Genomic DNA, 26,160 nt, shown 5'->3' on the forward strand with positions numbered 1-26,160 from the left:
AATGCGTAAAAGCTTCAGTTCCCGTTTCCCTTCATATCGGCCTGCTCGTCCGAGCGGATGCGATAGCCCATGCCGCGCACCGTTTCGATCAGATCGACGCCCATTTTCTTGCGCAGGCGCCCGACGAAAACCTCGATCGTGTTGGAATCACGGTCGAAATCCTGATCGTAGAGATGCTCGACCAGTTCGGTCCGCGAGACGACCTCATCCATATGATGCATGAGATAGGAAAGCAGGCGGTATTCATGCGAGGTCAGCTTGAGTGCTACGCCCTCCACGCTTGCTTTCGATGTCTTGGTGTCAAGGAGCAGCGGTCCGCAAACCAGTTCGGATGAAGCATGTCCCGCCGCGCGGCGGATGAGCGCACGCAGCCGTGCCAGCACTTCCTCCATATGAAATGGCTTGGCGACATAGTCGTCGGCACCGGCATCGATCCCGGCGACCTTGTCGCTCCAGCGATCACGCGCGGTCAGCATGAGCACGGGCATGGTGCGTCCGCTGCGCCGCCAGCGTTCCACGACACTGATACCATCCATCTGCGGCAGGCCAATATCGAGAATGACCGCATCATAGGGCTCGGTATCGCCCAGATAGTGTCCTTCCTCGCCATCGAAAGCGCTGTCGACCACATAACCTGCCGCAAGCATCGCATCCGAGAGCTGCCGGTTCAGGTCCTTATCATCCTCAACAATCAGAATACGCAAGCCAGGGCTCCCCGCTGCAACGGCGTTTATTGAGCCGGAACCGCGACTTCGACGCGGCGCGGGCGTTCGCCATCGCGACCGGGCACAAGCACGACGATAATGCACATGGGCTTGCCATTCTGTACGGTTGGCGTGGCCTTGGCCAGCTGGCCGCCCTGCGAGGCAGCAACACGCTCGCCCACCGCCGCACAATCACCGGCGGCGGCAATGACCAGACTGGATTTTTGCGGCGTACCAATGGGCAAGGCACCGGCATCAACCGGCAACAAGCCAATGCTGGCCGCGATAAGCGCGAAAAACTTGAGAGCAGGGTTCTGTTTCATCATGCTGCCTTATATAGCGCCCCACAGCTGAACAATGCATGAACGATACACTCTGCTTTCAGGCACAAAGGAATTTCAGGCTTTCCGGACCGTTCTGCCTCAAAGCGCGAGCCGGAACGGTTTGGAAGTTTTCAAAACCTCACTATCACGATTTGTAATATTAGGAAATGCGCGAAGTAGCCCCGATGCGTCCGAGCACCGCCGCAAGCCCGGCTACCGCGGTTGCAAGCTGGAGCAGGGTTTCGGTCAAGGCGCCCTGGTCCAATGTATCGCTGACCACTCCGAAAGCGCCACCGAGCGAGAGGCCGAGAGCGACCAGACCCGCCCAGACCGTGCGCGAGAGATACCATGGCTTATCATCAATCATGAATTTTCCTTTTTGAGTTTACATACCGCCGACAAGATCGAGAGCCGCGAAATCGCCAGCGCCGGTTTTGGCTCCCAGCATGGCGACGCGAAACTGGAAACCATTCGTTCCCACATCGCCAGATCGTTGTGCGCCGTCATAAAGCCATGCGGGTTGGAAGACCTGCTCGCTGCGCACGAGGCGTCCCGCCTGCCAAATTTCGACACGATAGGCTTCGTATTCCTCGCCAAGCGGAATATCCTCGCCAAGCCAGCTATCGGCATCGGTACGACCGCGCCTGATCCACTCGAATGCCAGATCGCCATTGGCGCTGCGCGCCGCCTTCACATGAACCGGGCTCAAGGGACGCAATGCCCGCAGCCCTCCGGCTTGACGGACCGTATCGAAATATTCCTCGGAAAAAGCCTTCCCCGCCGCACCGATACGCCAGTTAAGCTCCAGCCCCAGTTCGGCGGATTGCAGTCCGGTCGCCATCACCGCGCTATCGAGCAGAATGAACGGCGTCTCGACCGGCTTTTCAATCCGGCTTGCGGGTTCCGTGCCCAATTGCCCACGCAGCAAGCGGCCAAGCCGCCACTGGTTATGGCCGATTTCCTCGGCATCGAGAAACTGCAAAACTTCCCATTCCCCATCGGGCGATTGCAGCAATGCGGTATTGGCGCCATTGAGGATTTGCGCCAGCGGACGCGATTGCAGTTCGCCTGCATAAAGCGCCACTTCCACATATTGCCCTTCTATCAGGCGACCGCTCGGAGCGCCTGCGAGGGGGCCAAGCAATTCGCCCATGACGGCCCGCTCGCCAATCAGGGCGCGTTCAGCAAAGCCGTCATTGGATGGAGAGGCATAGACCGCGACCCCGCGCCATGGCCTTGCGTGGCAAGCGATGCGAAATTGCCCGGCGGGGTCTTCCGCGCCGGGCCAGAGCGGCAGGTCAAGCAGGTGAAAGACCGGCTTCATATCCAGAACCGGACCTCCGGGCGGCAGGCGCGGCGTCTCGCCCCTGTCGGCAAAGACGATGTTCGGCGCGAGCGCCACCGCTTTTAGCGTGCGCACCTCTGCGTCTTCGAGCGCCGTCACCATATAATCGCGCTCGCCGCCCGGAATATGGAGGCGGACCCGATCTCCGACATGAAGCGCCGCCTGCGACCATGGCAGGGCAAAACTTGCCGTGCGGCGCTGCGCATGGCGTCGCGCAATCCAACTTTCGGCCAGCACCTGAGCCTGCCCCGGCTCCATGGAACCGGACAGGCTTAGGCTTTCCGTCCCATGCCCCGCATCCCGCTGCGCCGAAGCACCCACGACCTGAAAGTCGCGCAAGGGATCATGGCAGTAAAATTCCGCCACAGCGGGCAGATCATTCTGATCGTCGAGCACCGAGGTCAGAGCATCGCCATCCTGCGGTTGCACCAGCGCGGCCTGAAGGTTGAGCACGGGCGCAGCACGCGCAATGCTCTCGAACACAAAGCGCCCGGCCTGCTCGAAACCATGCACGCCAAAAACATCAAGAAGCGGCTCCAGCACGCCGCGCGCGGTTGCGGGTTCCGATATGACAAAGCCGGTCAAATGCCCATCCGCCCGCAAGCAATCCGCTTCAGGCAATCCGAAATCGGCAAGGATCGCGGCAATCAGCTCATCCAGCGCGACGCCGCTGATGCGCCCGTTGAGCCAATGGCCCAGCCGCCAGTTCGGCGTGTCGCCCCATATATCGCCCCGGAGCGGAAATTCCGGAAACGGCCTTGTGTCCCACGACCACAGATAGATGCGGTCCATATCGAGCATCGACCCGCCATAGAGGGGCGATACCGGATTGTTTTGCGGCCAGTAATGGTAATGAGCACGCAGAAATCGGTCCATGGCGAGATCCGACCGTGATCCGTTCGAGAAATAGGGCGTGGCGTTTTCCGACGATTTTGCATCGGGAAAGACGTTGGGCTGGTTCGGCCCCTTGTCGACGGCAGGGCATCCCAGTTCCGTAAACCAGAACGGCTTGGATTGCGGCACCCAGCCGGTGGGCTGCACCGCTTCCGCACCGTTAATCCGGTTATGGTGCGGATTGCTCCACCATGCGCGCATATCCTTGTAGCGATAGACCCATGGCTTGCCCGCCATGCCGTCGGTGATCGGCGTGCGCATCCGTGCCGCGCGATCTTCAGGACTTGCATAATACCAGTCGAAACCTTCGCCCGCCTCTATACCGGCGGCGAGGCCATCGAGATCATAAGGGCTTTCAAATCCGTCGGGATTGCCGCCATCAAGATCACCATCGCGCCAGTCGGCAAGCGGCATGTAATTGTCGATACCGATGGCATCCACCGCCGGATGCGACCAGAGCGGGTCAAGATTGAAGAACAGATCGCCGCTGCCGTCCTGCGCCTGATAGCCGAAATATTCCGACCAGTCCGCGCCATAGGTCAGGCGGCAGGCGGGACCAAGTTTGGCGCGCATTTCGGCGGCAAGTGCGCAAAGATGGGCAACGAACGGAAAGCCTTCACGGCTGTCGCGAATCTGGGTCAGCCCGCGCAATTCCGAGCCCAGCAGAAAGGCATCGACGCCGCCCGCCCGCAAGGCAAGATTGGCGCAGTGATTCAGAAAACGCCGATAACCCCATGTTCCATTGACGAAAGCCTCGACCTGCCGTCCCGCTTCCGCCGTCTTGTCAGGCGATCCCGCCAGCCCCACGGCGGGATGACAGGTGATGCGCCCGCGCCATGGATAGACCGCCTGCCCGATACCCCCATAGGGAGACGGCAACTGGTTGCCAGCCTCTATATCCATCATGATGAAAGGATATAAAGTCACCTGCAATCCGCGCGCTTTCGCATCGCGAATGGCGTCGATGACGCTCTGGTCGGAAGGCGTGCCGCCATAGGCTGCGCCCTCGCCGCTTTTCGAAATCACATGCGCCTGCGCGCGCGTTAAGTTTTCCACCCTCCAGATCTTGCTCGGCCTGCGCGCCGAAGCGTCGGTCACGCCGGGACGGATACGGCATTCACCCGCTCGCAGATCATCGCCAAACCATGGCAGCACGATTGCCACATGCTTGAGCCCCGGACAAAGCGCCTGCAATTCGTCCATGGCGAGGCTCCAGTCACTGCCGCCGCGCGTGGCGTTGCGGTTGACCCGGCGCAGGATGCCCCAAAAGGGCTGATCGCTGACCGGATCGGGCGAGAGGCCGAATTCGGTGGAGCCGGGAATGAGCGCCATTGCCCGAACGTCGCGCGCCAGCTTCCCGACCGGGCGCATGACCTCGAACTGGAATTGCGGCAGGCGGTTGCCGAAATCATCAAGCGGAATGCGCTCGAACACGACATAGGCCGTGCCGCGATAGGCGGGCGCATTGCCTGCCCCCTGCTTTGCCTCGATCAAAGGGTCCGGCTCTTGCGTCTGCGTGCCGCGATAGATGCGCATATCGATCTCGGTGAGGTCGAGTTCCTGCCCGTCGGCCCAGACGCGGCGAATGCCGGCGATCTCGCCTTCGCAGAGCGCATAGGCGGCATTGCCGAAATAGCTGTAGCTGGTGACTTTGGGGCCACCCTTGCCACCCTGCCGCTCGGTGGTCTTCTTTTCCTCGAAGCGCGTCGCCCAGATGAGCGTGCCTGAAAGCCGCGCCGTACCATAGACGAAAGGCAGGCTTGCACCCTCCTCTGCGGTCGCCACCCGGCCACTATTGAGCCGCGCGCCTTCCATGTGGCGGGTGGAATTGATGATGGCGGTATCGACCGCATAGCCGCCCATCGCGCCCAGCCCGGCACCAATGGCGGCTCCCACGGGGCCGAAAATACCGCCAATGGCGGCACCCACCGCTTGCAGAACTATTGTCGCCATTCTTACTGTTTCCGTTCGGGAAAAATGAAAATTCCGGCAATGCGCCCGCGCCATTGCGGCACCAGCACTGACGCCATGACGCTATGGCCCTCATAGGCATGGATGAAACGGTTTTCCCGCACCATGATGCCAAGATGCTTGGCGGCAACACCGCGCCGCCAGCGAAACACCAGCAGATCGCCCGGCTGCGGTTCGCGGCCATCGCGTTCGCACATATGTCGCCGGGCTGCTTGTAAAAGCGGATCACCGGAGACAGCTTCCGCCCAATCGGGCGCATAGGCGGCAGGCGTTTCCGGCTCGTTGCCATAGAGCGCGCGCCAGATGCCGCGCACCAGCCCCAGACAATCGCAACTCACATCGCGCTTCGACGCGCCATGGCGATAGGGCGTGCCGATCCAGCCTTCGGCTTCGGCAATGATTTCTTGCGCAATCATCATGGAACCAGCGCGCTCCCGTCATATTCGTTCGCACTATTGGCATAGGCAAAGGCTGCATCATTGCCCGGCAGATGCGGAAAGCCGCGAAAATTGTTGCCATTGGAGAATTTGGCCTTGCAGGCCGCAAAGCTCTTGTCGCATCCGGCGACGATGCGAAAAGCGTCACCTACGCCAACCGGCATGACCGGAGGTTCGCCTAATTGCAGGCTGTTGCCCGCATGGCCGACGATACCAACGGAACGGCCAGCATTCGCACCTGTTTCCCATGTGAGAACGCCTTGCCCAAACCATCCGCTGGCAAAGGTGCCAAGCCCCGCAACCGTCAATGCCGCCCCCTTCGCCTGCACCACCGAACCATGGGCGAAAAAGCGCGGATCGCCCAAATTCACGCCGCAGCGACCATCGCCGAGTTTCGCATCGCACTGGCGCTGGATACGGCGTCCGCATATGGCGTCGAATGCCGCGGCTGCACCTTTGAGTTCCATAACGAAGCGACTGCCCGAACGGGTGATCGTGCCTGCCGTCCATCGCCGCAGCATCATATGCTGCTGCGGCTTTTGCCAATTGACCAGATAGGTTTCGATGCTCGCACCATCATAGCGCCCCTGCTCGATGTCGGCATCGCTGATACGGGCGGAAGACAAAACCCCTTCCACCTCGCCGCCCGCTATGGAAAGGCCGAGCGCGGTCGTCGCCTCGCTGCTGTTGAGGCCCGTCAGCGGTTCGCAGGAAATGCCCTGCAAGACCAATATGCGGTCATGATCGGTGAAGCCCAAGACCACATGATCCAACCGTCTGATAAGCCAGGCAAAGCAATGGGTTGTCACCTCGCCCTCTAGATGTGATTCAAGCGCTGCCGGAACCGGGATCATGCCTTTACCTCGACAATCGGAATGGAGGGAATTTCGCCCGCCTGAAACGAGGCGATGCTGGCCATCAGCCGGTCGGTATCGAAACGAACCGGCACATCGAACAGGAAACCTGCCGTCACGGCGGCACCATTGGCGGGCACGTAATCTTGCTGAAAAGCAACCACTCCCGTTGCACTATCGACGCTGAAAGCTTCGCCTTCAGCCAGCCGCACGCCATTGACCGCAATGAGGACAGAGCCGCTCACCGGTCGCCTGATCGGGCGATCATAGGCTTCATAACGCTTGGTCAGCTGGAAATGCCGCTTCGCGCCATCGCCTGTCCCAATCGGCTGATCGAAAAGTGACGGCGCAGCAGTGCCGGTGGCCGACGAAAAATCAAACGGATCGCGAAAGCGAAAACCATGCAGCGAGCCGCGTCGCGCCTCGAAAAAGGCGAGCACAGCCTTGAGATCATCAAGCGAACGCAGGCCGGTTCCTGCATCGAAATGCCGGCGCGAATGCGCCCAGCGCGCATTGCGTTTTTCCATGCCGGAGGTGAGCGTGACGATTTCATTGCGCCATTCCGGCCCGCCGGTTGCACCAAAAGAGACGCCGAGCGGAAAGCGCACATCATGAAAGGCTTCCATCACATCCTCCTTACGCCGCGCCGCACGGCACCGGCCAGCATGGTGGAAAGCTGTGCTTGCGATTTTCTGAAAGACGATGCATCGGGTGACGTCATGTTGAAGACAACCTGAACCGGCTTGCCGCCCGCACTACCGCTTGCAACCCCCAGCCGCCCGTCCGCGCCGCGTGCCAGCGGCAGGATGGCTTCCGCCCCCGCCTCGCCGGTCAGCCCCAGCGAACCGTTGCCCATGCCAAAATATGTCGGGCTTGAAACCACGCCGCCCTTGGCGAAAGGCACGATGCCGCGAAGTCCGGCAAACATGCCCGACATCAGCGACGAGCCAAGATTTTGCAGCGGCTGAAGCCCTGCCGAAAGCGCCGAACCCGCAAGGCTGGTCGCCAGACCGCGCAGCACGTCCTCCAGCCCCCGGCCCGAAACGATCGCGCTTTTGAACGCCGTGGTCAGGCTGGAGCCGAAGCTCGACGAGCGCTTTTCAAGGTCGGTCAAGGCGCGGTCGAATGCGCTCGTATCCGCCTCGACGGAAACGCGCATTGTTTCATCTGTCATGTCAAATCACCTGTCGGGAAAAGCGTGCATCAGTGCATCGAGCGCCGCGCGCGAGGGCGCATTGGCGGCACGCGGCGCTGACCCAAGGGCGGCGGCAAACTCGCGCGGGGTCATCGCCCAGAAGCTTTGGGAAGGAAGCCGCAGCAGACCAAGCCCCGCCCGCATGACCTGATCCCAAGGAAAAGGTTGGGGCGAAGATTCTGATTCAGCTGCGGCACTCAAGGGTTTGGCGCAGAATCGCTTTCCGGTTTTTCAGCATCGCCGAAAGTGGCGGTCAGAAGCGCCGAAACGATGCGTGCAAAACCAGCCGCGCCGCCATCGGCGCGCATTTCGGCAACGTCCTCATAGCTGACATTATGACCGCCGCCGCGCAGGCCCGCGCAGATGATGCGCTGCATATCCTGCGCCGAAAGCCTGCCCGTCGAAAAGCGCGCGATCAGATCGGAGAGATTGTCCGCCGCAAAGGCCGCTTCCAGTTCGGCCAGCGCACCCAGCGTCAGGCACAAGGTCCAGTCGCGGCCATCGAGCTTCGCCGCCACCTCGCCGCGATGGTGATTGACCATCATAGCGCTTCTCCGAAAGCGATCAGGCCAGCGGATTCGAGCGCGATTTCAAAGGTCACTTCCGCATCGTGATTGCCGCCATATTCAAGCGCCACGATCTGGAACGGCCCGGTTATGGCGCCAAAATCCGGCAATACGATCTGCCAGTCGCGAATTTCGCCATTGAAGAAGAGGCTGCGGATCAGCGCATCTGACGCTGCATCCTTGAAGATGCCCGAACCGCTGATCGAAGCGCGCTGAACGCCGCTGCCCGCGAGCAATTGCCGCCAGCGACCGGCTGCATCCGCATCGGTCACATCGACCGTTTCCGCATTGAAGGCGATGCGTTTGGTGCGCAGTCCGGCACAGGTTTCAAACAGGTTTTCGCCCTGCGCGATTTTCAGCAAGATGTCCTTGCCGCGTTGAGCTGCCATTGTAAGCTCCTATCAGTAAACTGCTTCCGTCACCGCGCGATAGCGCATGGTGCCCAGATAGCTGCCAAGACCATCGGTGTTGCGCGCCAGAACTTCCGTGAGCATCAGATTGACCAGACGATGCCCTTCCAGAACAAGAATCCCCTCCGCAAGCCGGGTGGCGATATGGGCGGCAATGTCGAGGACACGCTTGCGCCCCGCTTCCCGCGCCCAGATCTGGATGTTGAGAAAATGCTCGACCCCCGGCTCGCTTGCCGTGCTCCAGTCATGGCTGAGCGTTTCGCCCAGCGTGATATAGGGGAACGGCGTTTTGGGCGGAACATGGTCATAGACCCGTTCCCCGCCAAGCGATTCAATGAGTTCGCCGTCATTCTTCAGAGCCTCAAACAGGGCTTTCTGTAATGCTGCTGCGCCGCTCGTCATATTTTTCCCCGCTTGTATCCCTGCCTATATCCTGCTTGAGCGCCAGTTCCTCGCGCAAGGCAAGCTGGCGAAAGCGCAGGGCTCGCACCAACCCGTCAAAGGTGAGTTTCATGGCAATATTCATCGCCCTTCCTCCACGGCGAGGCAGATCAGATAGCGTCCGCTTTCATCGGGATCGTGCACCGAACGCAGCGCAAAGACGCGACCAGCCTTGCGCAAGCGCTTATCCGAGGAAATATCGTGACGAAAACGCAGCAGAATGCGGTGCGTCACTTCCGGACGCGGCCTTGTGCCGAAATCGCGCTGCGCTGTTGACAGGGGTTCGATACGTCCCCAGACGGTGGCGACTTCCGACCATGTTTCCTCATGGCCGCCCATGCCATCTCCAACCGGATGCATGGCTTCGAGGGCCAGTTCGCAAGTGAGCTGACCCGGATCGATAAAGAGCATATTGTTCATAGGGAAATCCGCCGCCAGCCATCGACCATCTGGCCGATCATCGGAGGAAAAGATGCGGGCGCGCTCTTGGCATTCATGCCTGCGCGCGATTCATACAAATGTGCGGTCAGGCTCAATATGGCCTGTTTGAGCGTGTCGGGCACATCGGCGCCCGTCTCGCCAAATCCCGCAAGAAAATCGACTTCAAGCCCCGTGAAAGACCGTGCATCGGGAACTTGCGCCATATAGACACGCTGCGGCCTGCGCTCATGCCTGAGCGTGAAGTCTTCCGGTGAAAAGCTGATGGCCGTTCCATCAGGCTGATAGGCGACAACGGCTGTTACCGCCTTTACCGGATAACGAAACAGCGCCAGACGGCCCGAGCGCGGCCAGCGATCAACCCTCAAACGCCAGGTCTGATCGATCAGCGCAAGGCCGGTTTCGGCTTCGACAAGCTCGCGCGCCGTCTTGATAAGGCGTTCGAGAATATCATCTTCGCTCTGGGTGGAAATGCGCAAAAATGCGCGTGCGTCGGCAATCGTCACCGGCTCCGTTACCGGCGGCGTGACAAGAAACATCGTCATTGGCTTTCCCCTATATAACTTTCAAATCAGAGAGTTACGCATGGCACCCCACAAAGAGATTCAACCTGATCAAAAGCTGAGTCTAGCTGCCAAATCCGGCAGGGGATAATGAAATGACCTGAGATTATTAACAGCCAAACCGCTGTCATCCTTATCAGGCAGAGAATTTCAGAAGCTTGATCGCATCGAAATCCTGCACGCCGCCGCCAACGCGTTTGGTGGTGTAAAACAGCACATAGGGCTTGGCGGAATAGGGATCGCGCAGGACGCGCACGCCGATACGATCGACCACGAGATAGCCGCGTTCAAAGTCGCCAAAAGCAATCGGCGTGGCATCGGCGGCAATGTCGGGCATGTGTTCGGCCTCGACCAGACCAAAGCCCATGAGCGAAGCCTTCTCGCCCACTGCCGCCGGGGGCTGCCAGAGATAATTGCCGTCGGCGTCTTTCAGCTTGCGCAACACGCCTTGCGTCTTGCGGTTCATGACGAAACTGGCATTCTGGCGATAACCGGCTTTGAGCGCATAGATGAGTTCGATCAGCTTGTCGGAGGGGGCTTCATCAGGCAGTGCGCCATCGACGCCGGTGGCGATATGGCCAAGCTTGCCCCATTCCCAGGCGCTGTCTTCCACCGTGTCGTAATGAAGGAAACCGGTCGGTTTGTTCACGCCGTCACCCGTGACGAAAGCTTCGCTTTCCTGCTCGGCAAAGGCGGCTTCCACCTCATCGGCAATCCACTGCTCGACATTGATCGCGGCATCGTCGAGAAGCGAAGACGTCGCCGCTGGCATGGCGTAGATTTCCATGGTCGGGAACTGCATTTCGGCAAGTCTTGCCGAAGCAGTCTGCGGGCGCGCATCGGTTTCACCGACCCAGCCCACGGCAGGGCCGCTCACCGAGAACGGCTTTTTGAGCACCGCGCCCGATACCTGACGCACGCTGGAAATGCTGCGGATGGGCGACAGGACGCCAAGCCTGCGACCGATCTCACTTTCCAGTTCCGCCGGAACCAGATAGCCGCCATCGGGACCGGATGCGTAGGAATGCGCCTTCTGCTCGACCCCGCGCAGCGGCTGTTCGTCGCCACGGCGCACGTAACCGTCAAAAGCCTGCTTGTGTTCGATATTGGCGACAGGTGCGCCGGTGTCCAGCGGGGGGCGCGCATTCTTGATGACATAGTGATCAAGCGCCTGTTTCTGCTCATCGAGCGCACGGTTGATGCGGTCAACCTTTTCGCGCAGCAGCACATCCGTATCAGCGCTTTTCTCGACCTTTTTCAGACGTTCATCATTGGCTTCACGGAAGGCGGAAAAGGCGGTCATGAATTCGTCAAAGGCTTCCGACACATCGCCGTCATTGCCAATATTGGAGCCAAGCGCCTTGGTTTCCACACTCTTAATTTCGAGCGGGATTGCATGATTTTTCTGCATGTTCATCCTGTTATTTCGCGTTGTGGAACATAAGTCTGGAAGCAGCGCGCATACGCTGCGCAAGTGCTGCCTCATCCTGCCGGATGGCGTCCCGCCCGTTCCGGTCCTCATGGCCTGCCAGCGCCGCATAGCCCTTGGCTATGACGGTTCGGGCAGCAGCCCGGCTCAGCCCCGCATCCCGCGTGAGCCAGCGTTCAAATTGTCTGACCGTGGGCAATTGTGCCTTGATCGTGCTGACGCGCGCCTGCGGCAGCATCGGAAACGTCACCACCGAGATTTCCCAGAGGTCCGCTTCGAGTATATGGCGCAGGCCGGTGCGCGCATCCTTGCGCGCCCTGATCGTGCGAAAACCGATGGAAAGCCCGTCAAGCCCGCCGCTGCGCATGAGTTCCAGCGCCTCGCGCGCACGCGCCACACCCTTGGCCAGCCTGCCCTCGACATAAAGCCCGCGTGCATCCTCGCGAAGAGCGGTCCACACGCCGATGGGTTCTGCGGCATCATGCTGCCAGAGCATACGCACGCCCGATGATTTTCGCTTTTGCAGGGATTGCGCGAATGCTCCGCGTTCGATCACATCATTGCCGAGATCGGGCAAGCCGAAGACGCTGGCATAACCGCCGAAACTGCCGTCGAGTTCCACTTCGTCCAATGCGAGGGGCGCGCGTTTGGTTTCGAGCCTGAAATCAGCTTTTGCCATTTCTATTCCTCTCCGATGGCAGGAACCCCGGTAAGGGCGCATGTTTCGCCCGCTCGGCAAAGCGCTTGAAAATGCCCAGCGCCGACCACGCGGCAAGGCTTGCCGCAGCCGATCCCATCAGCATGAGTTCGGCCCGTCCAAGCGATTCCTGCAAGGCAAGGGATTCGGCGATTTTCACGCCTGCCGCGCCGCCAAAAACCATGCCGCAGATGATGCCCACGGCAAAACGGATCGCCGCCTCGCGCTTGCCGCGCGGCAGCATATAGGCGAGCGAAACGGCAGAACCGGCCACCGCACCGGCAATTTTGGAAAACCATATCCATGCAGCATCGGAAGCCAGAAACGCATCGTTCCAGTTACTCATGACAACCTCCTTCACACGCGCGGCTGATAGCCCACCGCATCGCGTTTTTCGTCATCGCTCAGGAATGACGCCTCAGAAACGCGCCGCCACAGGGATTCACGCTCCAGCGACAGGCCCTCGATCCGGTCCACATCATGTTCGAGCCGCAGGCCGTTGCCGAACAATGGCCCCAGCCAGCCGCCAAATGCCTTTGCCGTGCGGTCGATCAGCGGCAGCACGGTAAGGCGATAAAAGGCGCGGTTGGCCTCGGCATAATTGGCGTAGGTATTGTCGCCGGGAATGCCGAGCAGCATGGGCGGCACGCCAAAGGCCAGCGCAATATCACGGGCAGCACTGTTCTTGGCCTGAATGAAATCCATGTCCTGCGGGCTATAGCCCATGGCCTTCCAGTCAAGCCCGCCTTCAAGCAGAAGCGGACGCCCTGCACCCGCAGCCCCGGTATAGCCGTCTTCAAGCTCTGCTTTCAGGCGCTCGAACTGCTCTTCGGTCAGATTGCCGCCATCTTTTGGCGCATAGACCAGCGCACCGGAAGGCCGGGCCGAATTATCAAGCAGCGCCTTGTTCCACGCGCCCGCCGCATTGTGAATATCAAGCGCCATAAGGGCCGCTTCGAGTGGCGGAAAACCATAATGGTCATCGAGCGGGTGAAACAGTTTCAGATGCAATCCCGCCGGGGCAATACCCGCCAGCGAAACCGCCCGGCTCGACGCGCCGGAACGATAGACGAGCGAGAGCGGCCAGCCATCGCTTGCGGTTTCAAGCGTCACGCGCTCGGGCCGCAGCAGGTGCAGCTCGAAGTTTCCGCTGGGCAGATCGACCCGCTCGACATAGGCATTGCCGGAAATCAGCAGATGACCGTAAAGCCGCTCGAAAAAGCTGCTGCCATCGACACCCGCCTGCGGTCGCGCAACCAGATCGAGCAGCGGATGGATTTCATGCTCCATCGCCCCTTCATAAAGAAGCCAGGGCACATTGCTTGCGGCATCCGCGATCAGGCGCACACAGCGATGCGCCACCGGATTGCGCATGAAGCCCTCACGCGCAAGCGTCGTGTAATCGCGTGCGATCCATGATGCGCCGCGCTCCATATGCAGCGCCACAAAGCCGGTCGCCATTTTGGTCTGCCGCTCCGCCGCCGGATGCGAGGGTGTATTCGCGGCACTTTTGCGCCACGGCCAATTCCACGCCATATGTTGGCTCTCCATTTATATGTTCAGATTGTTTCAGCCAAACCGCCGGATGCGCGGTTTTCGATCTGCACCAAGCATGAGTTCGCCCAAGGCCCAGACCAGCGCATCGAGCCGGTCAGGCGAGCGCCCGCTCGACAGACCGTCGGGTGCGAAATCGCACATTTCGTCTTCCAGCGCGGGAAAACGCCCGGCATGGCGCACCCGGTCCTGCTCGTAAAGGGCTGCCACCGGCTCGGCGCGCAGATATTTGCCGCGCGATGCCCTGCGCATCAAAACCGGCACCGCCCCATCTTCCGCCGAAAGCACGGCGGCGACCATTTCGCCGCCCTGATTGACCTCGGCCAGAACCGCATCGGCTTCATAGGCATGATAAAGCGCGATGGCCCGGCGCGCCCATTGGTGCGGCTTGGCCATTTCCATGCTTTCATCCGCCAGCACATGGCCGAAGCCGTCTTCGTCAATCCCTGCCACCACGATACCGCAGGCGTCCGACGCCTTGCCCGATGAGGCTGGCGGATCAACCGCCACCAGAATACGCACGAGCGGCGGTGCAATCTGCTCGAAGCTTTGCTCGATGCGCTCACGCGACCATAATGCGCCCGCACGTTCCTCGATCAGTTCGCCATCAAGCTCCTGCCGCCCCAGCCGGGTTCCGGCATAACGCTGGTTGATGGTCTGCATGAAACCATCGGCCAGATGCGCGGCATTTTCGGCAGTGCGCATATGGGTCATGGACACCGAAGCATCGCTCATCAATGTCTTTAACAACGGCACCGCGCGCGGCGTCGTCGTCACGACCTGACGGGGACGCTGCCCAAGCCGCAGACCAAATTGCAGCATGTCCCATGTTTCCTGCGGATTTTTCCATTTCGCCAGTTCGTCGCACCATGCCGCATCAAATTGCGGGCCGCGCAAGCCGTCGGGGTCTTCCGACGAGAAAAGCGACGCCACCGCGCCATTGTCCCATAAAAGCCTTCGCCGCGTTGCCTCATAGCGCGGGCGCGCAATGCGCGAAACCGACAGAATGCCCGATGGGCCATCCACCATCACCTCGCGCGCATCAGCGAAGGTTTCACCGACCAATGCAATATGCCCGCTGGGGCGGGCGGCAAAGGGCATCAGCCCCAGCGCCATTCCCGAAACCCACTCCGCCCCTGCCCTTGTCTTGCCGGAACCACGACCGCCTAAAATGAGCCAGACCCGCCAGTCGCCAGTGGGCGGCAATTGCGCATCACGCGCCCTTATCAGCCATTCGCTTTCCGCCGCTAATATCTGTCTTTGCGTCAAGCCCGCCGCCCAGGATTTCCCGCGCGCGCCTTTGTGCAAGTTCTTCAATTCTCCTGTCTATACGTGCCAGCACCTGCCGCAATTCGCTCAGGCTCACGACCGCCCCGCGCTCGCCTTCATCAGAAGAAGAGCCGGTTTCGGATGCCAGTTCACCAACCGTCTTGACGGCCCGCGCCAGCGCCATCAGCGCTTCCGCCTTGCTTTTATCGGGCAATTCCTCGCCCTCGATCAGCTTGCGCAGTTCCGCCTGTAACCGTTGCAGTGCATATTCCGTCGCGGAAGGCATATTGCGGCTGTCCGTCTCAAGCTGGAGACGCCGGATGCGGTCGCGATAGCCTTTCTCGGAAAGCCCCAGCACTTCAGCGATCTGCGCAGCCTCGATGGCGTGTTTCATTTGCAGGCGAAAAGCCAGCCTGACCCGCGCCTCGCGGCGCTCGTCTCCCTTAGCTGTTTTCAAAAGTAATTCCCAAAGGCCCCTCATGCAAAACCCCGAAAGGCGGGGGGCCTTTCGGGGTTTTGCAGTGCCGATAGCAGCCGGGGGTCAACGCTGCTTCGGCCTCAGCCGCAATTTCTCGACTGTGCCTTATAGTTATCAAAGGACCGTTACGCAGTCAAGGACTATTTTCCTATTAATTGATTTTCTTCCCATGCCTCATTTGCAATATCCGTTTACCAATTAAGATGAGTTATGGCTTACTAATCTGTTATGATTGACGGGTACGTTTTGTCCGTCTCCACATTCAGAGGGTGCCGAAGTCATCGTTCATGCGTAAAGCGGCTGATAAAGATCCAGATGAGAACAAGCGCAGGCCCTTCCGGGTTTCGCGTCTGATCGGTCTTGATGCATGGATCGATTCGGCGCTCTATAATCTGCGCTTCAGCTTGCGTGAAGGATGGGAAAACATCACCATCCTTTCCAATCGCCTGCGCGTCAAAGGCTTCCGGCGTTTCGTTGTCGAGGTTCTCGACGAGGGTTTCACACTGGGCGTCATCGGCGCGGTCCTGATGCTGGCATTAGCCCTTCCCGCTTTCGAGGAAACCAAGAAAGACTGGCGCTCGCAGGATGATTATGCGGTGACGTTCCTTGATCGCTATGGCAACGAGATCGGCCAGCGCGGCATCCTGCACCGGCAGGCCGTGCCCATCGACGAATTGCCCGATCATGTCATCAAGTCGGTTCTGGGCACCGAAGACCGCCGCTTTTTCGAGCATTACGGCATCGACTTCTGGGGGTTGAGCCGCGCGCTCAACCAGAATCTGCGCGCCAATGGCGTCGTGCAGGGCGGCTCCACGATTACGCAGCAGCTGGCCAAGAACCTGTTTTTGTCCAATGAGCGCACCATCGAGCGCAAGATCAAGGAAGCCTTCCTTGCCCTTTGGCTCGAAAGCAATCTGAGCAAGAAGGAAATCCTGCAGCTTTATCTCGACCGCGCCTATATGGGCGGCGGCACGTTCGGGATTGCTGCGGCATCGGAATTTTATTTCGGCAAGAGCGTCAAGGATGTCTCGCTCGCGGAAGCCGCCATGCTGGCAGGGCTTTTCAAGGCACCGGCGAAATTCGCGCCCCATGTCAATCTGCCGGCGGCGCGCGCCCGCGCCAATGTCGTATTGTCCAACATGGTCGAAAGCGGCTTCATGAGCGACGGGCAGGTCGCCGTCGCCCGCCGCAACCCGGCCAGCATCATCGACCGGGCCAAGAACGAAAGCCCGGATTATTTCCTCGACTGGGCCTTTGAGGAAGTCAAACGCATCGCGGGAGCAATTCCGCAGCATACATTGATCGTGCGCACGACGCTCGACCGCAACCTGCAGAAAGCCGCCGAAGAATCGCTTGAATTTCACCTTCGCCAATATGGCGCGGACTATGACGTCTCGCAGGCGGCAACCGTCGTGCTGGCCAATGACGGCTCCGTGCGCGCGCTTGTCGGCGGGCGCGATTATGGCGAAAGCCAGTTCAACCGCGCGACCAGCGCCTTGCGGCAGTCCGGATCGTCGTTCAAACCTTATGTTTTTGCAGCGGCGATGGAAAAAGGGCTGACGCCGTCCACGGTTGTTTCCGATGCGCCAATCAGCTGGGGCAACTGGTCGCCGCGCAATTATGGCCGCAGCTTTTCCGGCCGCGTCGATCTGGCGACAGCGCTGGTGCGTTCCCTCAACAGCGTGCCGGTGCGCCTTGCGCGCGATTATCTCACCACCGCTCCCATTGTCGCCCTGACAAAAGCCATGGGCATCGAATCACCCATTTCCTCGCACAAGACCATGGTGCTCGGCACTTCCGAAATGACGGTCATGGATCAGGCAACGGGCTTCAATGTCTTTCCCAGCGGCGGCATGGCGGGCACACGACACGCCTTCACGCAGATCATGTCATCGGACGGCAGGGTTCTCTGGGATTATCGCCGCGATGCGCCAAAACCCCACCGCGCCTTATCGGAAAAAGCCGCATATGAAATGAATTCCATGCTGGTGCAGGTGCCCGAACGCGGCACGGCAAGACGCGCGGCACTTCCCATGACGCGCGTTGGCGGCAAAACCGGAACGACGCAGAATTATCGCGATGCATGGTTTGTCGGATTTACCGGCAACTTCACCGCCGCCGTCTGGTTCGGCAATGACAATTTCACGCCGATGAACAAGCTGACGGGCGGCGTTCTTCCCGCGATGGCATGGCAGCGCATGATGAATTATGCCCATCAGAATATCGTACTCAAACCCATACCGGGGATCGAGCCGCCCTTCCCGCCGCAGCCCAAGACCGCGGAACCCAAGGTCGCCGCAACCGGCCAGCCCGATGAAATGATGGCAGCGCCCCCGCGCGTGCTTTCGCCTGCGGCCACGCAGGCGCTGCGCGAATTGCATGAACGGCTGCAAAATGCCCCGGCCGTGCCCGCCCTTGCCGGGCGCGCGAAAGTATCAGTCCTTTGAGTGCGCGATGCTAGAGACGATATTCAAGGTTCTGGCCGTCCTGGCGATTGCACTGGGCGGCGGCATATGGGTCACCGATTATGCGCTTGAGCATTTCGATGGCTTTGGCGAATTGCAGATCGGAAGCTGGAGCGCCTTTCCCGCTTCCGGCACCATCGAGGCCGATCCCTATTCCAAGGCGCAGGCCGCGCGCAAGGCGTCGCTGGCGCTGGGCGCTGCCGAGGCCCTCGCCTTTCATGCGCGGCGCGACGATAATGGCCGCGAATTGCAGCGCGGCTGCACCTATCGGTTAAGCGGCTTTACCCCGCCTGCGCGTTTCTGGACGCTTTATCCCGCCAGTCCCGATCTGCGGCCCATTACGCCCGGAACGGGCTTGCAGCCAGCGCTGCATTCGCGCGAGATGCTTTACAATGAGGACGGGAGCGTTTCGATCACGATCGGGCCGGAAGCCAGCCCCGATAACTGGCTCGCTGTCGGCGGCGGTGGGGCTTTCGTCCTCGTCATGACCCTTTACGACACGCCTGCGGCCAGTTCCTCCGGCCTTGTCGATCTCCTCATGCCGCGTCTTCTGCCCATTCCCGGACAGGGAGGCCGATGCCGTGACTAGGCTGCTGCATCTCATCCTGTTAGGGCTTATCGGCGCAGTGATCGTGCATATCGCGATCTTGCTGCTGGTGCCGCGCTATTCCGACAAGAACGCATGGTCGCATATAGAGACGCTGGGGGATGCCTATCGGTTCTACACGCTCGACCAGAAATCCGGCGTGCTCAGCAACCCGGACCCGCTGATGCGGCAGGCCGTGTGCCGCTTCGATCTGGCGGACGGGCCGGTGCAGATTGCCACCAGGGGCGCTCCGCCCTTCTGGTCGCTTTCGGTCTATGCGCCCAATGGCGACAATCTTTACAGCCTCAATGACAATGTATCGACCGAACAGGCGCTCGATCTCATTATCGCCGATTCGGTCGGGATGGCCGGCCTGCGTGCCGAGGGGCGGCAAAATGACAGCCGCACCATTCTGGTCGAACAAGGTATCGGCGAAGGAGCGATCATCCTGCGCGCCTTCGTTCCCGATTCAAGCTGGCAGATCGAGGTACAGCGCTTCTTCGATGAAGCCCATTGCGCCCTGTATGAGGCCGGTTGAACGCTCTTCAGGCCTGATTGGAGATGCGCTCTGCCTCACGGTTAATGAGTTGCTAAGTCTTGGCGTCTATCATGGCGGGCGACGGCGTTCGGCAGGCCGTGTAACTGTACTGATTGAGAGCCTACCGGGGTAGTTGCGTGACAAATGACCAGTTCCGCGTTCTGGAAGAGATTTCAGGGAATCGGCGCCCATCGCTCCCGGATGATAGCGGGGGCAAGGCGGACGAGCTTCTGGTGGCGGCGATAGCCGCCTTTGCAGCCATTACCCGCCCCGGACGCCAGGATGTCCAACAATTTGAAGACCTCGCCCTGCCGCTCTTGCAAAATGCGAGCGCACGCGGCAAGCGGCGCGCGGCCAACGCGCTCGCACCGCTGGATCATGCGCCGCGTTCCCTTGTTCTGGCGCTTGCCAATGAGCCGGTGGAGATTTCCGCTCCCCTGCTGCTGCGCTCGCCCCTGCTGCGCCCCGCAGACCTGATCGATATGATCAGCAGGAACGGCCTTGACCATGCACGCGCCATCGCACGTCGGCAATCCGCCGATCCGCTGCTCAAGGACGTGCTGCGCAGTTTCAGCGATGCGGCCATCAATCGCCTGCTCAAGCTTCAGGAAAATCTGGAAACCGAACAATTCGAGCCGCCCGCCACAGCCCACCCCGCCCCATCCGATGAAACCGGTTCGGGGCAAATGGCATTGTCGTTGCGGCAGCCATTCTTGAGTTCGGGGGCCATCACGGGAGCCAGTCATCTCATCAATACGGCCTTGCTGATCGATGACCAGATTTTCCGCACGGCACTTGCCGACGCACTTGATCTGTCGTTTGAGCGCGCCGATGCGATCATCGGGCAATGGCCCGATTCCTATCTGCCGATCGCGCTGCGCGCCCTCGGTCTATCCGCGTCGGAATGCTATCTCATCATGACGTCGGTTCTGGGACCGATCGATGCCGACCGCGATAATCTGCGCGAATTCGTGCATATTTATCGCTCCATCGACCATGACAAGGCCGCAGCGCTGGTGAGGCGCTGGCGCGCCGACGATATGTCGAAACTGCTGCGCAGCAAGCTGCGGGAGATGGTGCAGGCACAGGACGGCGCGAAGGTCGAAAAAGCCGCCAATTGAGACGGTTCCGGCACGCGCTCATCGCGATAGGCCGTCATCCGGCATCACGCGGAACAGCTTCGACGCATCGGCAATATCCTCAATTTCGATCAGCCATAAATCCGGATCGAAGCGCAATTCGCGCTCCATGCGCGCGGCGGCTTTCTCATCATCGCAATCGTGCAGAACGCATGCAAACAGGCGTTCGCCGTCATTCTGGCTGTCATAAGATGTTTGCGGCGCGGGCGCATAAAGATCGCATGAGCCCAAGCGCGAAGTGGTCTTTATGAAGATCGCCCCGGCCTCTTTGGCGCCGCGCCGGGCGAGATAGGCGAAACCGCCCTCGCCCTGCACCTTGCGGATCAATGCGGAAACCCAGAAATCCGAAGTCAGGCGCATGATATGTTCCGCATCAACTGATCAGGCCGATTTCACGCATCTTGCCAATCAGCGTGGTATCGATTGCGCCCGTGGCGGGCAGGCCGAAAAGTTTCTGGAATTCACGCACGGCTTCCTGCGTGGATTTGCCCGGAACGCCGTCCACGCTGACCCTGTCATTGCCAAAAGCCTTCAACCCGGCCTGTACGCGGACAATATCCTGCGAGGAGATTTTATCCTGTGACGGGATCGCCGCCTGTTGCTGCGCGGGCGCAGGCGCTGCCGGGGCCGGAACCTGCCTGCGCACCGAAACCGGCTGGGGTTGCGGACGCGGAACCGGAACAGCCGCTTCGATGGTCTTCGCCACGTCATCCTGCCGCAAAGCGGATGGTCGGGCCGCATCATTTGCGGCGGGGGCTGCGGCACCGTTCTGCTTTACGCCAAGCTTTGCCTGAAGCCCCTGCCAGCGTTCCACTGCTTTACGGGTCTGCGGGCCGGAGAAGCCATCGACCTCTCCCTTGTAGATGCCCAGCGCCAGAAGACGCTGCTGCAATCGTGCGACCTCCAGATCGGCATTAGGGGCAAGGGCGGGAAGCATCTCGTCGACGACATCCGCAAGTTGCAGCCTGTCGGGCGAGAGTTCAGCCGCCTGCCCTGCCTGCGGCGCGGGGGTCTCGTCCTGCAATATGGCCGCAACCGTATCGGCTGATTGCGCCGGGCTTTCCGCGCTCCGTCCGGCTGCCATCGTCCCCGGCAATGTGGGACGCGGCAGCGCCTTGAATGAAAAATTGCTTCGGGTCTGGAAAAAAACCGTGTCGTGAGCCTGCGGCTGATACCATAAGGCATTGGCCGAAACGAAGCCCATCACGACTGCGAATGCTGTCGCGCCGCCGGTCAGGACCGGGTTACGCACGATGACATTTCCAGCGACTATCGCAAGCGCCGAGGCCGAATTGAAAAAAAGCTGAACCAGACGACGCCCGAGGCTAGGCCGTTTTGCGGGTTTGCGCATGGCCCTCTTTCCGGTTTTCGTCTTTCTGCCGTTCGTCATGCCGTTCTCCCTGGTGACGGTGCATATCGATCACCGTGCCAAGCTGCCGATCACTCTCTCCCAGAGGATCAGATTGCGGTTGGATCAGATTTTGCGGACCGGCGACGGGAAGATGAATGATGACAACCGTCCCTTCGCCCACGCTGCTTTTGAGCTTCATTGTTCCCTGATGCAGTTCCACCAGCCCCTTGACCACCGACAGGCCAAGGCCGCTGCCTTCCTGCGCGCGCGTATAGCTGTTGTCTGCACGCATGAAAGGCGTTCCGATGCGCTGCATATCTTCAGGCGCAATACCGATGCCTGTATCCGACACGGTGATTTCGAGCATGGCGCGGCCATCCGCCACAACCCGCGCCGCGTCAATCGTCACGCAGCCGCCACGCTCAGTAAATTTGACCGCATTCGCCGCGAGATTAAGCAAGATCTGCTGGAGCGCACGGCGATCGGCCACCACCTCGCCGATAGCCGCATTGACGCGGTGACAGAAGGCGATGCCCTTCTTCTCCGCCTGCGGCAAGATGATGGAAGCACACATATCCGCCGCTTCGCGAAATGCAAAACTGCCCGGTTCGATGCGGTAGCTGCCTTGTTCGAGCCGCGAATTATCGAGCACCGAATTGACCAGTTCGAGCAGATAATGCCCCGACTGGTGAATAAGCCCGGCATATTCACGCTGCTTTTCATTTTCGAGGCCGCAATGCCTGCCCTGGGAAAATTCATGGGACAGCATATCGGAAAAACCGATGATCGAATTTAACGGCGTGCGCAATTCATGGCTGACGGTTGCCAGAAGCCGGTTTTTTCCAATTCGTTCCGCTTCCAGCTGAGCTTTCAGCGCGTCGATTTGTTCGATGAGTTCCTGTTCGCCTGCCAGCGAGCGTCCGGCCAGCACGATGTCGTCACCGGCACAGAACCCCTCCATCCGGTAGCTGCGGAAAACAGGACTGCCTTTTTCCATGGAGCGCAGCCGAATATCCGCCGGACGCGCGGCCTTGCCGCAGCGAAGATCGGCCAGCAGCGAGAGATATTGCACCCGGTCCGCCACATGCACGCGGTCGATAAAGGCCGCGCCTTCAAGCATTCTGGCCTCGACGCCCAGCAATCTGGCTGTCCCTTCATCGACATCGCGCATGACGCCTTCACGGTCCATGGCGATTCGAATATCCCCATGCCCGGGCATAAGACTGGCAACCGGCCGTGCTGCGGGCAAAGGCGCGCTGCTTCTGTTAAAACTGCGGGCAATGAGGCTTGCGGTATAAAGCAGCAGAACCGCGACGGATGCGAGCGAACCGCTGGCCACCGCATTGCCGCCTGAGATTGTAAACGAGGTCAGGATCAGCGCCGATAGAGCCACGCCTGCCCAGACGGCTGATGGTCTGCGGCTTGCAAACCAGACTTCCAGCGGCAATGCCGCCGCCATCAGCCACAGCGCGGCATTGTCACCGGCAAAAAGCCCGACAGCGCAAAGGCCTGCGCCATAAAGCACAAGATTGAGCGCGGCCAGAAAAGGCGCAGGCAGGCCCATGAGGCCAAGCGCGCTCAAAACCATCGCCATTCCGGCAAGGCTTGCGACAAGCACCGCCAGTTCGGCAAAGCCCGCACCGAAGCCCGATGCGAGAACCGCAGCCAGTAACAGGACGGGCATGAGGACGGAACTGGCGTGAAAACGCGCAAAAGCCTGCGCAAGCGCGCTGCGGATTTCGGCTGTCTTCAAAAAAATGGCTTTCAATGTGCCTGACTCACTTAACGATCTGCGGATTGCCGGAACTATCCGGCTTCCCTTGCACCAGATTGCAGGCGAGGCTTTAAAGAAACGATAAAATGCAGCGCATGAGCGCGCGAAGCGCCGCAATAAGCTGCTTTGGAGCACTGCTTCTGGCACTATGGTAAACAGAAGGTGGATGGGAAAGCGGCCCAAGGCTCCTTGAAGGCCGGTTACGGAATCTTTTCTAATTGAGCGCAGACTATCGACGCCAATTAAATGAACATGGATACACGAACCGCACAGATATGATCCGTTTTGCTCTCAAATCCGCATTCTGGCTGGTGCTGGCATTTACCATAATGCCGCATTTTCTGCCTGCGGAATCAAAGAACGAAACGCATCAGAAGGTTGCGGCACCGGTCCCGGCAAAGACGGAACCCGACGAGATAGAGCAATTACTGGCCCATGGTAAAAGCGCCATGGAAATCGGCAAATTCTGTCTGGATAATCCATCGCTCTGCGAACAGGGGCAATCATATCTCGCCAGTTCGGCACAACAATTGCTCACCAATAGCGGGGCAATCCTTGATTATCTGAGCGCACAGTTCGGCACAAGGCAAAGCCCCGCCGCGCCGCCTGCCGCCACGCCTGCCAAAGTGCAGCAGAAATTCATTCCGGTTCCCACGCCACGCGAAAGCGCCTTGCAGCATTCAAGTTCCGCCGCTTCGAGGTAAATGCGCGCGGTGCCGACCTTTTCCGTGACCTTCGTTGGCTCTAAGATTTTTTTACGCGCATCTTTTCCGAAAACCGTTTCACACTTTTCGGGATGCGCTCTAAGATTATGTTTTAACGCATGTCGTTATCCCGAAAACCGGTTCCCACTTTCGGGCGACATGCTTTATCCCTATATAAGAGGCACGATCTATAAAAGCAGCTTGGAATTTCAGGCCAATATCATGACGACGACAATTGATAATATCGTAACCGATTTCGAATTTCTCGACGATTGGGAAGATCGTTACCGTTACGTAATCGATCTTGGCAAGGAATTGCCGCCCTATCCCGATGAGGCGCGCGACGCCGCGCACAAGGTTCAGGGCTGCGTCAGCCAGGTGTGGCTCAAGACGCTGCCGCAGGACGGTCCCGATCCCGTCATCGAGTTTCTCGGCGATTCGGACGCCCATATCGTGCGCGGTCTGGTGGCCATCGTGCTCGCACTTTATTCAGGCCGCAGGGCTTCGCAAATACTGGCTACAGATCCTGAACAGGTGCTGCGCAAGCTTGGGCTTGATGAGCATCTCACGCCGCAGCGATCCAATGGCCTGCGCGCGATGGTCGCGCGCATTCATCGCGAGGCGGAAGCGGCAAAGGTTTCCGCATAAGGCTATGCACGACGCTGCTCCGGCTGGGCCGGATCAGCCCTGCAAAAGCTTTTCCACCGAAAGCGCCAATGCGAGCAGATGCCGGTCGGTTCCGCTGCGCGCGGTCAGCATCAGGCCTGCGGGCAAGGCCATATCCGGCATGGGCAGGCTGATGCTGCAAAGATCGAACTGGTTGCCGATCTGCGTATTGCGCAGCAGCAGCGTTTCCACGCGATCATATTCCGCCTCGTCTTCATCCACCGACGCAATCGGTGCTGCCAGCAGCGGCGTCGTCGGCGCAATGAAGAAATCGACATCACGCAGTCGCCCGTCCACTTGCTGCACAAGCTTTTCGCGTGTGCGCATGAGTTCCCCATAGGCAGCGTCCGACACTTTGATGCGTTTGGAAAGCGTGGTTTTCACTCTGAAATCGACATTGGCCGCCGGATCGCCGAGCCAGCTATCCGCATGAACGCGGCTGGCTTCGATACCGGCGATCGAACCGATCCGTGTTGCCGCGCGCAATTGCAGGATAAGATCGTCGAGTTCGATGGTCACGAATTGAGCGCCCGCAGCGGCAAGTCTATCTTTCGCCGCCGCAAAAGCCTTTGCGACCGGTGCTTCCATATCGGCCAGCAGCATTCCCTCGGGCACGCCGATCTTCCGGCCTGCAAGTGATATGGGTTCAGGCAAAACCAGCGGTTCACCGGCCATTGCCGCATCGGCCAGAATGCATTCCCTAACCGTTTTTGCCAAAGGCCCTGCCGAATCAAGCGACGGGGCCAGTGGAAAAGCGCCCTCAAGCGGAATGCGCCGCGCGGTCGGCTTGAAGCCAGCCACACCGTTAAGGGCTGCGGGAATACGCACCGAACCGCCCGTATCGGAGCCGATGGCGATTTCGCTCGTCCCTTCCGCAACTGATACCGCCGCACCCGAGGACGAGCCGCCGGGAATGCGTGCGGGATCGGCCGCATTGCCCGGAACGCCATAATGGGGATTGAGGCCAACCGCAGTGAAGGCAAATTCGGTCATATGGGTTTTGCCGATGATGACCGCCCCCGCCTCGCGCAAGCGTTCGATGATGATTGCATCACGGCTGGCCGGTTGTGCGCAGCGGTGAATGGCCGAGCCTGCCAGCGTCGGTTCTCCTGCAACGTCAAAAAGATCCTTGATCGATATGATGCATCCGTCGAGCGGCCCAAGCGCTTTGCCCTGCGCGATGCGCGCATCGGAAGCGTCGGCCTGTGCGCGCGCCTCTTCAAAGTAAATCGTGCTGAAAACGCGCTCATCCGCTGCGCGTTCTTCCAGCCGTGACAAAATGGCTTCCAGCCGATCCCTGCTTTTTTGCATTTCCCTCTCCCGCCCGGGTTACTCACCCTGCCCGCCTGTATCGAGACCCTGATAAGGC

Annotated in this window: 31 protein-coding genes; 6 read left to right on the forward strand and 25 right to left on the reverse strand. The window is 60.0% G+C overall.

The features are described from left to right. Nucleotides 1-14: 14 nt before the first annotated feature. The 21 genes from DKP76_RS00090 to DKP76_RS00185 form a co-directional block, all read right to left on the reverse strand. Nucleotides 15-704 carry a response regulator transcription factor gene (locus DKP76_RS00090; protein ID WP_109704414.1) on the reverse strand — a complete coding sequence of 230 codons (690 nt, stop codon included), beginning with the start codon at nucleotides 702-704 and terminating at the stop codon, nucleotides 15-17. Between the two features lie 26 nt (nucleotides 705-730). Then, nucleotides 731-1,027: a hypothetical protein gene (locus DKP76_RS00095; protein ID WP_109704415.1), complete on the reverse strand. Its 297-nt coding sequence runs from the start codon at nucleotides 1,025-1,027 to the stop codon at nucleotides 731-733. A 160-nt stretch (nucleotides 1,028-1,187) separates the two neighbouring features. After that, nucleotides 1,188-1,394 carry a hypothetical protein gene (locus DKP76_RS00100; protein ID WP_109704416.1) on the reverse strand — a complete coding sequence of 69 codons (207 nt, stop codon included), beginning with the start codon at nucleotides 1,392-1,394 and terminating at the stop codon, nucleotides 1,188-1,190. Nucleotides 1,395-1,412: 18 nt separating this feature from the next. Then, nucleotides 1,413-5,219, reverse strand: coding sequence for a baseplate multidomain protein megatron (locus DKP76_RS00105; protein ID WP_109704417.1), 3,807 nt, complete (start codon nucleotides 5,217-5,219; stop codon nucleotides 1,413-1,415). 2 nt (nucleotides 5,220-5,221) lie between these two features. Beyond that, nucleotides 5,222-5,656: an NlpC/P60 family protein gene (locus DKP76_RS00110; RefSeq protein WP_109704418.1), complete on the reverse strand. Its 435-nt coding sequence runs from the start codon at nucleotides 5,654-5,656 to the stop codon at nucleotides 5,222-5,224. Further along, nucleotides 5,653-6,528, reverse strand: a complete 876-nt coding sequence (locus DKP76_RS00115; RefSeq protein ID WP_109704419.1) for a DUF2163 domain-containing protein — start codon at nucleotides 6,526-6,528, stop codon at nucleotides 5,653-5,655. The genes DKP76_RS00110 and DKP76_RS00115 overlap by 4 nt, the downstream gene beginning before the upstream one ends. Beyond that, complete coding sequence (locus DKP76_RS00120) at nucleotides 6,525-7,157, reverse strand: DUF2460 domain-containing protein (protein ID WP_109704420.1); 633 nt, start codon at nucleotides 7,155-7,157, stop codon at nucleotides 6,525-6,527. The genes DKP76_RS00115 and DKP76_RS00120 overlap by 4 nt, the downstream gene beginning before the upstream one ends. After that, complete coding sequence (locus DKP76_RS00125) at nucleotides 7,154-7,702, reverse strand: phage tail tape measure protein (protein ID WP_109704421.1); 549 nt, start codon at nucleotides 7,700-7,702, stop codon at nucleotides 7,154-7,156. The genes DKP76_RS00120 and DKP76_RS00125 overlap by 4 nt, the downstream gene beginning before the upstream one ends. 6 nt (nucleotides 7,703-7,708) lie before the next feature. After that, nucleotides 7,709-7,924 (reverse strand): rcc01693 family protein, encoded by a 216-nt coding sequence (locus tag DKP76_RS00130; RefSeq protein ID WP_109704422.1) that lies wholly within the window; start codon nucleotides 7,922-7,924, stop codon nucleotides 7,709-7,711. Next, nucleotides 7,921-8,268 (reverse strand): gene transfer agent family protein, encoded by a 348-nt coding sequence (locus DKP76_RS00135; protein ID WP_245410103.1) that lies wholly within the window; start codon nucleotides 8,266-8,268, stop codon nucleotides 7,921-7,923. Before DKP76_RS00135 ends, DKP76_RS00130 begins: the two co-directional genes overlap by 4 nt. Further along, nucleotides 8,265-8,678 (reverse strand): phage major tail protein, TP901-1 family, encoded by a 414-nt coding sequence (locus tag DKP76_RS00140; RefSeq protein ID WP_109704423.1) that lies wholly within the window; start codon nucleotides 8,676-8,678, stop codon nucleotides 8,265-8,267. Before DKP76_RS00140 ends, DKP76_RS00135 begins: the two co-directional genes overlap by 4 nt. A 12-nt stretch (nucleotides 8,679-8,690) precedes the next feature. Next, nucleotides 8,691-9,101 carry a DUF3168 domain-containing protein gene (locus tag DKP76_RS00145; protein ID WP_109704424.1) on the reverse strand — a complete coding sequence of 137 codons (411 nt, stop codon included), beginning with the start codon at nucleotides 9,099-9,101 and terminating at the stop codon, nucleotides 8,691-8,693. Beyond that, nucleotides 9,061-9,225, reverse strand: a complete 165-nt coding sequence (locus DKP76_RS19300) for a hypothetical protein (protein ID WP_199224723.1) — start codon at nucleotides 9,223-9,225, stop codon at nucleotides 9,061-9,063. Before DKP76_RS19300 ends, DKP76_RS00145 begins: the two co-directional genes overlap by 41 nt. Continuing rightward, a complete protein-coding gene (locus tag DKP76_RS00150) occupies nucleotides 9,222-9,560 on the reverse strand; it encodes a phage head closure protein (protein ID WP_109704425.1) in 339 nt (112 codons plus the stop codon). Before DKP76_RS00150 ends, DKP76_RS19300 begins: the two co-directional genes overlap by 4 nt. Next, nucleotides 9,557-10,123, reverse strand: coding sequence for a head-tail connector protein (locus tag DKP76_RS00155; protein ID WP_109704426.1), 567 nt, complete (start codon nucleotides 10,121-10,123; stop codon nucleotides 9,557-9,559). Before DKP76_RS00155 ends, DKP76_RS00150 begins: the two co-directional genes overlap by 4 nt. Before the next feature lie 154 nt (nucleotides 10,124-10,277). Beyond that, on the reverse strand, nucleotides 10,278-11,552 hold the full coding sequence (locus tag DKP76_RS00160; protein WP_109705094.1) for a phage major capsid protein: 1,275 nt from the start codon (nucleotides 11,550-11,552) through the stop codon (nucleotides 10,278-10,280). A gap of 10 nt (nucleotides 11,553-11,562) precedes the next feature. Then, complete coding sequence (locus DKP76_RS00165) at nucleotides 11,563-12,249, reverse strand: HK97 family phage prohead protease (RefSeq protein WP_109704427.1); 687 nt, start codon at nucleotides 12,247-12,249, stop codon at nucleotides 11,563-11,565. Then, nucleotides 12,236-12,613, reverse strand: a complete 378-nt coding sequence (locus DKP76_RS00170) for a DUF6107 family protein (protein ID WP_109704428.1) — start codon at nucleotides 12,611-12,613, stop codon at nucleotides 12,236-12,238. Before DKP76_RS00170 ends, DKP76_RS00165 begins: the two co-directional genes overlap by 14 nt. Before the next feature lie 11 nt (nucleotides 12,614-12,624). Further along, nucleotides 12,625-13,803: a phage portal protein gene (locus tag DKP76_RS00175; protein WP_109704429.1), complete on the reverse strand. Its 1,179-nt coding sequence runs from the start codon at nucleotides 13,801-13,803 to the stop codon at nucleotides 12,625-12,627. Nucleotides 13,804-13,836: 33 nt separating this feature from the next. After that, nucleotides 13,837-15,129 carry a DNA-packaging protein gene (locus tag DKP76_RS00180; protein WP_109704430.1) on the reverse strand — a complete coding sequence of 431 codons (1,293 nt, stop codon included), beginning with the start codon at nucleotides 15,127-15,129 and terminating at the stop codon, nucleotides 13,837-13,839. Beyond that, complete coding sequence (locus DKP76_RS00185; protein ID WP_109704431.1) at nucleotides 15,035-15,547, reverse strand: hypothetical protein; 513 nt, start codon at nucleotides 15,545-15,547, stop codon at nucleotides 15,035-15,037. The genes DKP76_RS00180 and DKP76_RS00185 overlap by 95 nt, the downstream gene beginning before the upstream one ends. A 308-nt stretch (nucleotides 15,548-15,855) precedes the next feature. On the opposite strand from DKP76_RS00185, the gene DKP76_RS00190 reads away from it, so the two are divergent. From DKP76_RS00190 to DKP76_RS00205, 4 genes are all read left to right on the forward strand, one after another. After that, nucleotides 15,856-18,015: a transglycosylase domain-containing protein gene (locus tag DKP76_RS00190; protein WP_109704432.1), complete on the forward strand. Its 2,160-nt coding sequence runs from the start codon at nucleotides 15,856-15,858 to the stop codon at nucleotides 18,013-18,015. Between the two features lie 7 nt (nucleotides 18,016-18,022). Next, the gene (locus DKP76_RS00195; RefSeq protein ID WP_109704433.1) at nucleotides 18,023-18,622 is read left to right on the forward strand and encodes a DUF1214 domain-containing protein; all 600 of its coding nucleotides are present in this window, start codon (nucleotides 18,023-18,025) and stop codon (nucleotides 18,620-18,622) included. Further along, nucleotides 18,615-19,157, forward strand: coding sequence for a DUF1254 domain-containing protein (locus DKP76_RS00200; protein WP_109704434.1), 543 nt, complete (start codon nucleotides 18,615-18,617; stop codon nucleotides 19,155-19,157). The genes DKP76_RS00195 and DKP76_RS00200 overlap by 8 nt, the downstream gene beginning before the upstream one ends. A 137-nt stretch (nucleotides 19,158-19,294) precedes the next feature. Then, nucleotides 19,295-20,278 carry a DUF2336 domain-containing protein gene (locus DKP76_RS00205; protein WP_109704435.1) on the forward strand — a complete coding sequence of 328 codons (984 nt, stop codon included), beginning with the start codon at nucleotides 19,295-19,297 and terminating at the stop codon, nucleotides 20,276-20,278. An 18-nt stretch (nucleotides 20,279-20,296) separates the two neighbouring features. Here the strand turns inward: DKP76_RS00205 and DKP76_RS00210 are convergent, their stop codons facing one another. From DKP76_RS00210 to DKP76_RS00220, 3 genes are read right to left on the reverse strand one after another with little or no spacing between them, the layout of a single operon-like run. Then, on the reverse strand, nucleotides 20,297-20,656 hold the full coding sequence (locus DKP76_RS00210; RefSeq protein ID WP_109704436.1) for a DUF1491 family protein: 360 nt from the start codon (nucleotides 20,654-20,656) through the stop codon (nucleotides 20,297-20,299). Between the two features lie 13 nt (nucleotides 20,657-20,669). Continuing rightward, a complete protein-coding gene (locus DKP76_RS00215; protein ID WP_109704437.1) occupies nucleotides 20,670-21,647 on the reverse strand; it encodes a peptidoglycan-binding domain-containing protein in 978 nt (325 codons plus the stop codon). Beyond that, nucleotides 21,622-23,415, reverse strand: coding sequence for a sensor histidine kinase (locus DKP76_RS00220; protein ID WP_425349352.1), 1,794 nt, complete (start codon nucleotides 23,413-23,415; stop codon nucleotides 21,622-21,624). Before DKP76_RS00220 ends, DKP76_RS00215 begins: the two co-directional genes overlap by 26 nt. 281 nt (nucleotides 23,416-23,696) lie before the next feature. On the opposite strand from DKP76_RS00220, the gene DKP76_RS00225 reads away from it, so the two are divergent. Further along, complete coding sequence (locus DKP76_RS00225; protein WP_109704438.1) at nucleotides 23,697-24,125, forward strand: hypothetical protein; 429 nt, start codon at nucleotides 23,697-23,699, stop codon at nucleotides 24,123-24,125. 222 nt (nucleotides 24,126-24,347) lie between these two features. Further along, nucleotides 24,348-24,773: a SufE family protein gene (locus tag DKP76_RS00230; protein ID WP_109705096.1), complete on the forward strand. Its 426-nt coding sequence runs from the start codon at nucleotides 24,348-24,350 to the stop codon at nucleotides 24,771-24,773. Between the two features lie 33 nt (nucleotides 24,774-24,806). Here DKP76_RS00230 and DKP76_RS00235 read toward each other — a convergent pair whose 3' ends face one another. After that, nucleotides 24,807-26,102: an amidase gene (locus DKP76_RS00235; protein WP_109704439.1), complete on the reverse strand. Its 1,296-nt coding sequence runs from the start codon at nucleotides 26,100-26,102 to the stop codon at nucleotides 24,807-24,809. Nucleotides 26,103-26,160: the final 58 nt, after the last annotated feature.

Origin of the sequence: Falsochrobactrum shanghaiense, from assembly GCF_003149535.1 — a bacterium.
Taxonomy (GTDB): domain Bacteria; phylum Pseudomonadota; class Alphaproteobacteria; order Rhizobiales; family Rhizobiaceae; genus Brucella; species Brucella shanghaiense.